Raw genomic sequence first — 12,239 nt, 5'->3', positions numbered from 1 at the left:
TGCCGTGGTCCGAGGGTCCATCTCTGCCTCTCTCGCCTGCTCACACACGACTGTCTCGGAGGGCTTCCTGGGCGTCGCGGAGGCGGCCGGGCAGATCGCTCGTACTCAAGATCGCCTCTCGCATGGCCCGGTGTTGTGCGGTCTCGGCCGGGCGGGACGCTCGAAGCCGAGAGTACGCGCCCCTTAGGTAGCGCCAGCCATACTCCTCGGGCATGACCGGATCCTCCCCGTCCTCGATGGAGTCGAGGACCCGGGAGGAGAGCGCCCACAGGCCCTGGACGTCGACCTCCAGCGCGAGAATCTCGCGGACCGTCAGAGCGTGTTCGTCAGGCTGAGGGTGATAGGTGACGCCGGACCAGCCAGCGAGGCCCGGCGATGAGCCGCCGTGGAAGGCCACGACATCGGGATGCGTCCAGGCCGAGGTGAACTTCTCAGTCTCCACGTGCGGACCGATGGGTTCGACGGCGTCAGGGTTCTGCCGGTTGACCAGCACGGAGGGAGTCGTGAGGAGGTGCAGTGCCGTCGGGAGCGCCGACGCTGGCCAGTGCTGCTCGCGGAGCTCGTAGACGGACAGGACGTACTGCGGATCGTCGATCCGGGGCTGGTCAGGGAGTGCGGCGTCTAGAAGAGCGTTGAGGCCGGACCCAGCCCACGCCCGATCCGTCGGGTAGGTGCGGTATCGCCAGAGGGCGAGCTCGGTGATGCTCTCGAGCGTCAGCTCCTCGGCCAGGTGAACCACGGCCACGCCGCACGCCAGCAGATGTGCGGTAGCGGTACCCCCTTCCGGACGCTCCAGCGGCAGCACTCGCTGTTCCAAACCGCCCGGCCCTTCGGGATGAGGCAGGGCCTCCTCGAACACGGGTCGGAGCCGTGATCCCACGTAGGCCGGGATGAACTTGTGTGAGACGACCGCGAATGGGCCAGCCTGTTGTCCAGGCTTCGCAGCGGTGTCCACCGGCTGGCTGGCCATCTGGATGTAGAAGGTCTCGCGCTGCTCCTCGGACGCCAGGTTCAGAGTCAGACTCAGCACCTCCTGCATCTCATCGTTGCAGGTCAGGCCCTCTCCATGCTTTCGCCACTTGGTGACGGTGCGTGGGTCTACGCCCAGCTTCCTCGCGAACTCGCGGACCGAAAGCCCGAGCGTCTCCTGGAGTAGCCGCGCCTTCTGGCCGGTCCACCGGATCGCCGTGTCCACAGCCACCTCCCCGTCACTTCCCGCTGGTGTGGGCCTTGCCCGGTTCCACAGCAGTGCCACGCGGGAGGCTCGCGCCCACTCACGGTGCTGTGGATCCTGATTGACGAACAGTCATGGGTGAAGTACCCAAGGCCATCGCTGAAGCAATTTCACTAGCGAAGGCCTTGACGGTCAAGCCCAAAGCCTGTTCACTAGTGAAATCAGGAGGCCGCCTAGCGGCTCTCCAAGGCCCCCGAATGCCTCCCTTCCAGGGCTTATTCGGCGTGCCTAGCCGCAGGTAGTCGCCGCCCTAAAGGGGCGAGGGCTGGTAGCTCCACCAAACCGCCCGCGCGACCGCCACGCAGCGCTGATGCGCTGTCCGCCCTCTAGGGCGCCGGACCTTCCGGTCGGCCTGGCGGGCGGAGAGAGCACCGCGACGCGGCCCTCAGCCTTCCCTCCGCATCTCACGAGGAGCCTTGATGCCCACCTCGACCGCGATCCCCACCGCCCAGCCCCGCAAGCGGCGGACCCGTACGGCGAACATCTCCTCCCTGCCGGCGATCGTCGCCTCGACCTTGCCGGTCAACCTGATCGAGCTCACCCCCGGCAAGGAGCACTTGGCCTGCTCGAACTGCGACACCTGGTGCCCCATCACCACCGACAAGGGCAGCACGCAGTGGAAGCTCGTCCCGCACCACACCCTCCCGGCCGGCACGCCCGGCGCGCGCCGCTGCTCCAACTCCAACCGACTGGTCGTGATGGATCTGGCGGTCGAGAAGTGGCAGCGGCGGCGAGCCGAGGCCATCGCGGACGTCGCGTCCCGTCGGCCGACCAAGGTTTTGCGCAAGGTGAAGGCGCCGCAGCCGCCAGCGATCACCCAGCTCGACCCGGCGCCAGCCACCGCCGACTCCGCCCGCAAGACGTACGAGACCCACCGCTCCCGCTGCGCGACCTGCGTCGGCAAGAAGCACTGCCAGGACGGCGAGCGCCTGGGCACCGACTACCTGCGCCTGCTGCGCCGCGAGCCCCAGCAACGCCGCAACCGGGCGCTGTACGAGGAGCTCCGGGCCGCTGGTGACTGCGCCCGGGCCCGCCAGCTCCCGGCCCGCCGGGCGAAGGAGTGGGCCGCGGTCGAGCCGGCCGTCGCCCACGCCGACGCGGCCCGCCGCCAGGCGCTGGTCGGCTCCAGGTCCCCGATCCTCAGCGCCGGGGTGCCGACCGACCACGAGGACACCACCCAGCAGTCCCGGGCGCTGGCGAGGACCCGCACCGAGCGGGCGATCCGCGAGGCGAGCCCGCTGCGCAAGGCCGACGCCGCCTGACCGCCCCCCTCGATCCCACGAACTGAATCACCGACACCAGCTGCGGCGGCCCGGATTCTCCGGGCCGCCGCTTCGCATGCCCGTACAGCCACCACAGCAGCGCCACCCATCCCGAGGAGATCGCCATGCCTAACACCCCTAGCCAGCTGCTTACCGACGCCTACACCTGGTACTCGACCGGTCTGCGGGACCTCGTGCGGGAGCTGCTGGACGAGGCCGGCCTGGACACCGACAGCGACGTCGCGGATGACCTGTGCGGCGAGCTGTGGCTGCACGCGGCGGAGTTCACCGCGACCCGCAGCCTCTCCTTCACCGAGGTCCTGGACCTCCTGGACGGGAACGCCGACGTCCTGGTGAACCGCCTCCGCCACCAGCCGACGCCCATCTTCGCGGGCCGGCTCGACACCGCCGCCGACCCGGTCGACGTCGCCGAGCTCGCCACCAACTCCGTGGACGCCACCGGCCACCGGCCGGTCCCCCGCCCCCACCGCCCCGCCAACTCGAGCATCGCCTTCGAGCACCTGACCGCGCTGCGCTCTGCGGCCTGACCAGCGTGCTCTCTCTCCTGCGACGCTGCCCGTCGTTTCCGCCCCGGTCTGCCGGTGCGGGGGCGGCGGGGGGACGGCAGGAGTCGCCCTCACAAACAGCGACGGCCCCGGGATTGCCCTCCCGAGGCCGTCAACGTCGCGCCTAGTTGGAGGCAACGACTGTGCTGCACAACATCATTGCACGCACCCGGCAGGACTACACCCCCGTCCCCGGGGACAGCGACCCCGACCCGGAGGAGCTGCTGCGCCGGGCCATGGAGCACCGGGGAGGTCGTCGGTGATGGCCGGCCGCAGTTTCGCCGGCGGGACGCCGGTGGCCAAGCCCAGCAAGCCGAAGGGCGGGAAGCGATGACGCCGCCTACGGTCGTCGGTACCGGCACCGCGGCTGGCCTGACCGCCCACGACCCGGCCCTGCCCCCGCCTCGCCCCGGCCTGTACCTGCGACAGCGGCCCGGCGGGATCACCGCCCACCTGACCGCCGGCCAGGACGCCGTCCACACCGTGCGATCCCTGGCTCTGACCGTCCTGCTCGCCCACGGCATCGACCTGGAGACCGCGCAGTCCGCGCAGCTCGTCGCGTCCGAGCTGATCGGCAACGCCGTGCGCGCCTGCGGCGAGTACGTACCGCTGGTCGTGGAGGTCTACCGCTCCCGGGCGGCCGACGCGGTCGTCGCCGTCCACGACCCGCTCGCCGACGTCGCCCCGCGCCGCACCAACACCCCCGCGGACAGCGACGAGGCCGAGTCCGGCCGCGGCCTGACCCTCCTCGACATCCTCGCCCCCGGCTGGACCGTCGAACCCTCGCCGATCGGCAAGCGCATCTGCTGCCGCGTCCGCGCGGCCGGCTGACCAACCCTGCCACTCCCCTACGCCGCCGCACCCCCCTGAACCGGCCCTCCGGCCCAGGGGGTGCGGCGGCGCCCCGCGAACTTCCCCGGCCGGAGGCCACCCATGAGGCACCACGCCCGCACCTCCTCCCCCGCCCGCCGCGCCTACTACGACGCCGCCAGCTACCGCCGCTGGGTCGCCCGCCAGATCGGCCCGCGCCGCGTCGGCGGTATCTACCGCGGCGGCTACGCCGGCGTCGTCTACGAGGTCCTGGAGATCGAGCCCGGCCCGCGCGAGGACTGGCCGGTCTGGCAGATCACCGTGCGCACGCTCGGCCAGAGCGAGGCCCGCCCGCACTGCGGAGCCTGGGACGCCGACCGCGACGAGGTCGTCGCCGAGCCCGGCGAGGCCGCCTGGAACTACTGGACCAGCCAGGCCCTCGACTGCCCGGCGGCCACCGGCGCGCTCCTCGAACAGCGCCACCACCTGGACGAGGCCGCCCACCCCGGCACCGTCGCCGCGCTCCACGAGCTCGCCCGCACCGCCCGGCTCCCCCAGAACGCCTGAACACACCCCGACGACACAGAAGAAGGAGAGGCCGTCATGGACTGGCGCCACCGCGCGGTGTGCCGCGAAGAGGACCCGGAGCTGTTCTTCCCGATCGGCAACACCGGTCCTGCCCTGCTGCAGATCGAGGAGGCCAAGGCCGTCTGCCGCCGCTGCCCCGTCATGGAGCAGTGCCTCCAGTGGGCTCTCGAGACCGGCCAGGACCACGGCGTGTGGGGCGGGATGAGCGAGGACGAGCGCCGCGCCATGAAGCGCCGCGCCGCCCGCAACCGCGCCCGCACCACCTGACCCCGCAGCGGTCGCTGCCGTTCGCCCCCGCCCCGGACCGCCGGTCGCGGGGGCGTTCGACGGTGCCCGACGCACCCCGGCGTCACCGCCGTACAGAGAGGAGACGAGGTGACCATCACCATCGACAACCCGGCCCGCACCCACCAGGTGCCGGCCGCACGCCACCCCGCCCCCGCAGGCGGCCCGGCCCCGGTACCCACCGCCGGCCTGGTCCACGTGGTGACCCGCCAGGAGTACCTGGCGGCCAAGAAGGCGCTGGAGAAGCTGGAGAGTCTCGGCGACCTGATCACCCGGTCGCTGATGACGATCGGCGGCGGCGCCCTCATCTTCACCTGCGTCAACGTCACGTTGTTCGCCATGAGCCACGACATTCCCGCCTGGATCGCCTGGATGCTCGACCCGCTGGCCTCCCTGGCCCTGATCACCGTGCTCTACGTGGACGGCGTGCTCACCGAGCAGGGCGGCGAGCGGGCCAAGGGCTGGCCCTTCCTACTGCGCTGGTTCGCCGGCCTGTCCACCTGGCTGATGAACTCCTGGACCTCCTGGTTCCCCGACGGCGTCTTCCACCTGGTGCCCCAGCACCCGGACGCCGGCGGCTTGCTGCTCCACTCTGTGGCCCCGTTTCTCTTGATCACCCTGGCTGAGGCCTCCTCCGGCTACCGCGCCTACCTGGCCAAGCGGCTGGAAGCCGTCCGCGAGGTCCTCCAGGTCTACGAGGACCAGGAGCAGGGGGCCAAGAAGGAGCACGAGGACCGGATCCGGGCCGAGCGCGAGAAGGCCGAGGCGGATCGTGCCGAGGCCGTGCGGGCAGAGCGCGAGGAGCGCAAGCTTCGCGAGGACCGCGAGTACGAGCAACGCCGGGAACGCGAGCAGGTCGCGGCGATGGCCGAGCAGGCCGAGCGCGCCTCGAAGGCGGAGATCGAGCGGCTTCGCGAGCAGGGCCGGCTGGAAGCCGAGAAGGCGGAACGCGAGGAGCGCAAGCTTCGCGAGGACCGCGAGTTCGAGACCGCGAAGGCACAGCGCGATCGCGAGGCGGAAATCGAGCGGCTCCGCGAGCAGACCGCACTGGAGAACGCGAGGACGCTTCGCGAGACCGAGCAGGCCCGACTCGCCCAGGAAAACGAGGACGCCAAGGCCCGCCGCGAGCAGGAAATCGAGACCGAGCGCGAGCGCCTCGCGCGGGAAACCGAGGAGGCTCGCAAGCGGGTCGAGGCGGAGGCCGAGGCGCTGCGGATCAAGGCCAAGGGCGAGGCCCAGGCCAAGATCCTGCTGGCGGAAGAGCAGGTCAGGCAGCAGCAGGTGGCCGAGCAGGAGCGCCGGGAGAAGGAGGCCGCAGAGGCTGCAGAGAAGCGCCGCAAGGCGGAGGAGCGCGCATCGGCGAGGCAGCAGCGGCTGGCCTCGCAGACCGCTCGCACCTCCCGCACCGGCGCCTCGCGTTTCCCCTCGGAAATCGCCTCGCAGAACGGCGGCGCCACCGGCACGGTGCCTCGCGAACTGCGCTCGCAGTTGCGCGAGCAGGCCGAGCGCGAGGTCGCGCGGCTGATGCTGGAGGGCTCGCCGATTAACAACGACGCGATCGGCGAGCGCTACGGCAAGGGCGAGACGTGGGTCGGAGACCGCATCCGGAACGCGAAGAAGCGCCTCGCGGACGACTCGCAGTTCGGGGACGAGGTCATCGCCTCCGCACTGGAGGACGAGATGCCGGTCTCGGACGAGACGAAGAACAGCGACCAGGACGGCGGCGAAGCCGCTGCCTGACGGACCCGTCGGCTCTTCCGCTGACCACCAGGGCGCTCAAATCGCCCTGGTGACCGGCGAAGGCGCCGAAGCGCCGAACACCACGGTAGCGATCGGATCAGCCCCGGCGGGGCCGATCCCGGAAGGAGGCACCAGTGAGCAGCCCCGCCCAGCCGCCGGCCTGGCGGCGCAAGCGGACCGAGAAGCGCAGCGAGCAGCGGGCCCGGCGGGTCGGCGCGCACGCCGCGACGATCCGGAGCAAGGCGGCTGGAGGCGGCCCGAAGGAGGCCGCGGAGGCCGAATGGGACGTCCTGCGGTCGGTGATCGGCCGGCTGCCGGAGGCGGCAAGGGATGGGGAGTGGATGCAGATTGCCGCCGTTCTGCGCCAGATTTCAGGAAAGCTTGCAGGTCAGAAGCGGTGAGCGGCAGCTCGCCGACGAAGGCCGACTGCTCGGTGGTGTACGTCATCGGGTCCAGCCAGTTCCGTCCGGTGAAGATCGGCACGACCAACGACCTGTCCCTACGCCTAAGGGCGCTGCAAGGAGCCTCGCCGTTTGCCTTGTATGTCCTGTGGGCGGCCGAGGGTGGCAGGGCTCTAGAACTGCGGATTCACCAGTGGCTTGAGCGGTTTCGGGTCCGTGGCGAGTGGTTCGACTTCGGCGACGGCGACCCGGTGAGCATCGTCTCCGGGGCCGTCCAGGCGCTGACCGGCTGCCCTTGGCCCGCTGGGCCTGGGCGGCGGGCCAAGATGCGGACCCAGCCACAGATGAGGTTGAGACCGCGAGCCCGCAGGGCGGCGGCCAGTATTCCGTGGCCCCGTTCGCCGCGGCGGCCGGCGCCACGGATCTCAATCGCGGACCGCGTCCTGGAGCTCCTCGAAGATCGAGGAGTGGTCACCACAGCGGTGATTGTCGAGCAGCTGAAGGCCCGCCAGTCGACGGTCGTGACGGCGCTTCGGCGACTCCAGAAGGACGGCTTGGCGGCGCATATCGCGCACGGATTCTGGGCCGCCGCCGACCAACACGCACCGTAGCCGAGAACGCGAATTACGCATGGATGCGAAGTCGCGTACGCGTATCTGCCCGGGCCCAACGCGTAGGGGCGCGCAGGCGCGCGCGCGAGAGTACCGGCCCACGGTGCGTAACCGCAACTTGCGGCGTGGGCCTCCTTTTCCGGCTTCCTGACGGGGGTCCGGCACTCACTTTTCTTGATCCACTACACCCCCTTGGGAGGGGACGATCATGGCTGTCATCGAGTCCGTTGTCGGCGCCGGAGTCGGCGTCGCGAGCATGGCCCTGTCGGTGGCGATGCAGGTGCTCGCCAGCGGCGGGCAGACCGTCACCGCCGGCATGGGCCGGCGCCACCGCGGCGGCGCCGGCCGCTCCGGCGGCGTGTCCGGGGCGATCAACGGGGCGCTGTCGAAGCTGGAGATGCCCCGGCTGCACATCGCGATGTTCACCGCCGGCGGCGTCGGCCTGGCCGGTACCGGGCTGGGTCACCTCATCTCCACCTGCACCACCTGGGCCAACGACACGGTGGCGCACCTGATGACCGACTGGGTCGGCGTCGGGCTGGGCTGGCTGATCTCGCTCGGCGCCGCGGTGATCCTGCTGATCGACATCCGGGACGACAAGTGCACCCCGCGCACCCTCGCCCTCGCCGCCTGCATGCCGTTCTTCATCACCGCGATCCCCGGCAAGGTCGGCGACGGCGCCGCCACCGCGATCAGCGCGATCGCGAAGTTCATCGGCCACCTGGTCGCCTCCGCCTTCGGCATGCAGTAGAGGAAGGGGACAGCGCGATGGAACTGCTGATCGCGATGGCGCTGGCGTACGCGCTCGGCGGCGGGGTCACCGCCGGGCGCGAGAGCGCGGCGAAGCACACCAAGACCCCCAAGCCGCCGAGGCCGATCGACCGCACGGACACCGGCCGCAAGATCGCCGAGGGCGCGATCAACTCGGTGGCGCGCGTCTACACCTTCACCTCCGGTGTGAAGGAGGGCTGGCGCAAGGCGTGGCCCGAGACCAAGGCGGCCATCAGCGAGCGCCGGGCGAAGGTGAAGGCGGCCAAGGCCGAGCGGGAGGCGGCCCGCGAGAAGGCCGAGGTCGGCAAGGAGGCCGGGGCCGCGGGGCCGGAGGCGGCCGACGACGGGATCATCGACGCCGAGATCGTCGAGGACGAGGCCGTCAACACCGGCGGCCCGAAGGCCCCGACCGCCGAGGCGAAGGAGCCGGCGGAGGCGGCCGCGAAGGCGGACGCCTCCGTGCACGTCCACGTCACCACCGACCCGCCCGCGCCGCCGCCCAAGCCCGACTACCCGCCGACCGTCCCGCCCGGCCAGCCGCCCGCGCCGCCCGGCGGCGGTGGAACACCGCCGGTGCCGCCCCCCAGGAACGCCCCCTCCGGGACCGCCCCGGCGGGGGCGCCGCCGTCGACGGCCGAACCGCAGGACTACCCCCCGCTGCGGATCGTCAAGGACGACGACAGCACCTCACCCACGGCCCCCGCCAGCGACGGGGCCGCCAGCACCCCGAGGAGCCCCATGAGCAACCTGCCCACCACCGCGACGCGGGTCACCGAGGTCACCGGCGTCGATTCCCTGATGCAGTACCTCGCCCAGCTCTCCCGCTGGGCGCGGATGGAGAAGGACGACGCGATGGCCGCCGTCGCCCGCCTGACCGACCTGCGCGCCAAGGCCGAGCACGCCTACAACGCCGCCGCGGCCGCCAAGTACGACAAGGCGACGCTCGGCGAGCTCGCCGCGATCGTCGAGAAGCTCACCGAGCTGAAGGGCACCCGCGAGGAGGACCTGCGCGCCTCCGACCTCGCCGAGCGCAACGCGACCCAGGCGTCGACGAACGTGTGGGGCCGCCACGGCGGCATCCAGGAGGCCCGCAACGCCTCCGACGTCGACATGGCCGAGACCACCACCTACGGCGACTGACCACAGGTCAGCACCCGAGAAGAACTGCGAGGACCTGCATGGCAGAGATCACCTACGGCCAGATCCAGGAGAACCTGGTGCAGCTGGCGACCGCCACGGCCGCCGAGGAGGCCGCCGCCCGCGACCGCTTCGAGCGCCTGAACGCCAAGGTCGTCGAGGCGGAGCGCAACTACCACGCCATCACCGAGCTCGGCTTCGACCCGCTGACGCTGAACGACTTCCAGCAGGTCGGCGGCGCCCTGGTCGGCCAGGCGCAGGCGGTGGCGGCCGCCGCGAACTCCGCGATCGAACTCAACGGCATGGCCCGCGCCGCCGGGCTCGCGATCGAGCGCCGGCACGGCGGCTTCGACCGGGCAGTCGCCTCCGCCCCGGTCCCGGCCGCCAAGCGCGAGGCCTACAACAACCGCATGTGACCTCCCGGTCAGGCACCGCCCGCCCGCCCTGCGACCTGCCGCGGGGCGGGCGGTTCGGTGCCCGGCCGAGGTGCCGCACCCGGTACCCGGACACCCGCCAACCGAGAAAGGGGGGGCGCCAGATGCGCCGCGACCCCATGGACCTGATCTACCTGCTCGGCATGTTCGGGCCGGTCATCGTCCTGCTGTTCATCCTGCTCGCCCACTGAAACCCGGGAAGGAACCACGACCGCCGTGATGAAGAAGCCCACGACCGCCCCCGCCGCCCCGGCCGGGGCCGGCGCCGCCGAAGGCGGCACCCTCAGAAGCCGTATCGCGCGCGGCGCCTGGCGCCGGCTGCACCGCAACCGCCGCCACCTACCGCCCATCGCCGCCTCCCTCGCCCTGGCCGGCTACGGCCAGGCCCTCACGGCCGCCCAGCACGGCATCGTCGGCGCGCTCGCCGTCGACGCCGCCCTGCCGGCCGCCGTCCTCGCCACCCGGGCCTGGCGGGCCAAGCAGCCCTACACCGGCCGCACCGCCCGCTTCCTGAACCGGCACCGGGTGCTGCCGACCCCGCCGAACCGGCCGATGCGCCGCGCCGAACTGATCCGCACCAGCGCGGCGGCGGTCGCGGCCGGCGCCCTGCTGACCGCGATGCCCGTCACCGGCACCGGGCCGTTCGAGGCGCCGATGACCGGACTGTGGTGGCTGGCCCTCACCCCCGCCACGGCGATCCCGTGGTGGTGGCGCCGCCGGATCCGCGCCACCGCCGAGCCGCTCGGCCAGGAGGAGCGCATCGCCCGCTGGGAGGAGAAGGTCGCCACCCGCGGCGCCCTGCCCGGCTCCAAGCTGGTCAACCCGGTCGACACCGGCGACGGGGCGTGGGAGGCGCTGATCGAGCTGGACGGCGGCCGGCAGACCACCGCCACCGCGATCTCCGCGACCACGATGATCGCCTCCGCCTACGGCCTGCCGATCTCCTCCATCGCCGTCGACGGCGTGCCCGGCGGCGCCGCCGACAAGGCCAAGCTGCTGGTCTACGACAAGAACCCGCTCAAGACCGTGCCGGTCTTCCCCGGCCCCGAGGCCCTGGACGTGAAGACCGGCATCGCCCGCCTGGGCCTGCACATCGACGGGGGACCTGCGCAGTACCAGATGTGGCGGCCCGGCTGGGGCGCCGTGCACACCCACATCTCGGGCGCCACCGGCTCCGGCAAGTCCGCGCTGCTGCGGAGCCTGTTTTCCATCGAGCGGCACTCCGGCCTCGTCACCTCCTGGGGCGGCGACCCGCAGGAGGGCAAGTCCTTCGGGTTCTGGCAGGACTACCTGTCCTACTTCGCGCCGGGCGTCGACGAGTGCATGGGCATGCTGATCGCCGCCGACGCCGAGCTCACCCGCCGCTCCAAGGCCTCCGCCCTGACGGTGTGGGAGGACGAGGACGGCGACCTGATGTACGGCGACACCGACTGGTCCCCCACCCCCGAGGAGCCGCTCATCTCGGTGACGATCGACGAGTGGCAGGACGTCTGGGGCAACTACGCCGAAGCCCTCGACTACGCCGTGCGCATCGCGATCCTCGGCCGCAAGGTCGGCATCAAGCTGCGCCTGGTCACCCACCTGCCCACCCTCGACTCCCTCGGCACGGGCAAGCTGCGCCAGCCGCTGACGGCGGGCAACAACATCGCCTTCCGCACCACCGAGCGCTCCGCGGGGTACGTCATCAACCTGCCCGCCGACCCGAACGACATCCCCGCCACCTGGCCGGACGAGCCCGGCGTGCCGACCTCCGGCATGGGCTACCTCAAGGGCGTCGAGGAGCGGGCCGCGATGTTCCGCGGCTGGGCGCCGGAGCGGGCCGGGATCGCCACCCGCTGGGCCAAGCGCGGCACCCCGGCCGTCATCTCCGAGGAGGCCGCCGAGCACATCGGCCCCGCCTACACCGAGTGGCGCGAGCGCCTGGCGGCCCGCCGCCGGGGCGAGCTCCCGGCGGTGCCCGGCGTCACCGACGACGCCGAGACCACCACGGCGGCCGCCCCGGCCGCCAAGGCCAAGCCGCAGAAGAAGGGCAGCGGCACCGTCGCCCCGGCGAAGGTCTCCTTCGCCAAGCTGCCGGCCCAGGCCGGGCCCGGCTTCGAGCAGCAGCTGACCACCACTGCGACCAACGGCAGCACCCCGGCCCGCGGGGACAAGAAGAAGGCGATCCTCGCCTTCCTCGAGACCGAGGGACAGGCCACCACCGGCATCATCGCCGCCCGGCTCGGCATGCCGCTGTCCACCGTCTCCTCCACCCTCAAGCGGGCCGCCGAGAAGAACGAGGTCGTCGACCTCGGCCACGGCGCCTGGGCCTCCCCCGCCGCCACGGCCGCCGCCTGACCCACCCTCACCCACCCGCCCGCCGCCCCGACCCCGGGGCGGCGGGCACCACGCACCCCGCGA

General features: G+C 72.2%; 14 protein-coding genes. 13 read left to right on the top strand and 1 reads right to left on the bottom strand.

Annotation, left to right across the window (positions count from 1 at the left end; all coding sequences use genetic code 11):
* Window positions 1-40 precede the first annotated feature (40 nt).
* Window positions 41-1,195 carry a helix-turn-helix domain-containing protein gene (locus ACZ3YL_RS38230; RefSeq protein ID WP_465662130.1) on the bottom strand — a complete coding sequence of 385 codons (1,155 nt, stop codon included), beginning with the start codon at window positions 1,193-1,195 and terminating at the stop codon, window positions 41-43.
* A 458-nt stretch (window positions 1,196-1,653) separates the two neighbouring features.
* Between ACZ3YL_RS38230 and ACZ3YL_RS38225 the strand changes: the two genes are divergently transcribed.
* The 13 genes from ACZ3YL_RS38225 to ACZ3YL_RS38165 all read left to right on the top strand — a co-directional run bounded on the left by ACZ3YL_RS38225 (window position 1,654) and on the right by ACZ3YL_RS38165 (window position 12,176).
* A complete protein-coding gene (locus tag ACZ3YL_RS38225; RefSeq protein WP_465662128.1) occupies window positions 1,654-2,496 on the top strand; it encodes a hypothetical protein in 843 nt (280 codons plus the stop codon).
* A 125-nt stretch (window positions 2,497-2,621) separates the two neighbouring features.
* Window positions 2,622-3,044 (top strand): hypothetical protein, encoded by a 423-nt coding sequence (locus ACZ3YL_RS38220; protein ID WP_465662126.1) that lies wholly within the window; start codon window positions 2,622-2,624, stop codon window positions 3,042-3,044.
* 348 nt (window positions 3,045-3,392) lie between these two features.
* Window positions 3,393-3,893, top strand: a complete 501-nt coding sequence (locus tag ACZ3YL_RS38215) for an ATP-binding protein (protein WP_465662124.1) — start codon at window positions 3,393-3,395, stop codon at window positions 3,891-3,893.
* A 102-nt stretch (window positions 3,894-3,995) separates the two neighbouring features.
* The gene (locus ACZ3YL_RS38210; RefSeq protein WP_465662122.1) at window positions 3,996-4,439 is read left to right on the top strand and encodes a hypothetical protein; all 444 of its coding nucleotides are present in this window, start codon (window positions 3,996-3,998) and stop codon (window positions 4,437-4,439) included.
* Between the two features lie 36 nt (window positions 4,440-4,475).
* A complete protein-coding gene (locus ACZ3YL_RS38205) occupies window positions 4,476-4,727 on the top strand; it encodes a WhiB family transcriptional regulator (RefSeq protein WP_465662120.1) in 252 nt (83 codons plus the stop codon).
* A 108-nt stretch (window positions 4,728-4,835) separates the two neighbouring features.
* Window positions 4,836-6,485: a hypothetical protein gene (locus ACZ3YL_RS38200; protein ID WP_465662118.1), complete on the top strand. Its 1,650-nt coding sequence runs from the start codon at window positions 4,836-4,838 to the stop codon at window positions 6,483-6,485.
* A gap of 134 nt (window positions 6,486-6,619) precedes the next feature.
* On the top strand, window positions 6,620-6,886 hold the full coding sequence (locus ACZ3YL_RS38195) for a hypothetical protein (RefSeq protein WP_465662116.1): 267 nt from the start codon (window positions 6,620-6,622) through the stop codon (window positions 6,884-6,886).
* On the top strand, window positions 6,883-7,497 hold the full coding sequence (locus ACZ3YL_RS38190; RefSeq protein ID WP_465662114.1) for a GIY-YIG nuclease family protein: 615 nt from the start codon (window positions 6,883-6,885) through the stop codon (window positions 7,495-7,497). The genes ACZ3YL_RS38195 and ACZ3YL_RS38190 overlap by 4 nt, the downstream gene beginning before the upstream one ends.
* Before the next feature lie 208 nt (window positions 7,498-7,705).
* Complete coding sequence (locus tag ACZ3YL_RS38185) at window positions 7,706-8,248, top strand: hypothetical protein (protein ID WP_465662112.1); 543 nt, start codon at window positions 7,706-7,708, stop codon at window positions 8,246-8,248.
* 17 nt (window positions 8,249-8,265) lie between these two features.
* Window positions 8,266-9,408, top strand: a complete 1,143-nt coding sequence (locus ACZ3YL_RS38180; protein ID WP_465662110.1) for a hypothetical protein — start codon at window positions 8,266-8,268, stop codon at window positions 9,406-9,408.
* Window positions 9,409-9,446: 38 nt separating this feature from the next.
* Window positions 9,447-9,821, top strand: coding sequence for a hypothetical protein (locus ACZ3YL_RS38175; protein WP_465662108.1), 375 nt, complete (start codon window positions 9,447-9,449; stop codon window positions 9,819-9,821).
* On the top strand, window positions 9,818-10,030 hold the full coding sequence (locus ACZ3YL_RS38170) for a hypothetical protein (RefSeq protein WP_465662106.1): 213 nt from the start codon (window positions 9,818-9,820) through the stop codon (window positions 10,028-10,030). The genes ACZ3YL_RS38175 and ACZ3YL_RS38170 overlap by 4 nt, the downstream gene beginning before the upstream one ends.
* Window positions 10,031-10,058: 28 nt before the next feature.
* Window positions 10,059-12,176, top strand: a complete 2,118-nt coding sequence (locus ACZ3YL_RS38165) for a hypothetical protein (protein ID WP_465662104.1) — start codon at window positions 10,059-10,061, stop codon at window positions 12,174-12,176.
* Window positions 12,177-12,239: the final 63 nt, after the last annotated feature.

The organism is Kitasatospora sp. NPDC023176, from assembly GCF_055560495.1.
The sequence above is the reverse complement of the archived record's forward strand: the minus strand, read 5'-3'. Positions and strand labels throughout refer to the sequence as shown.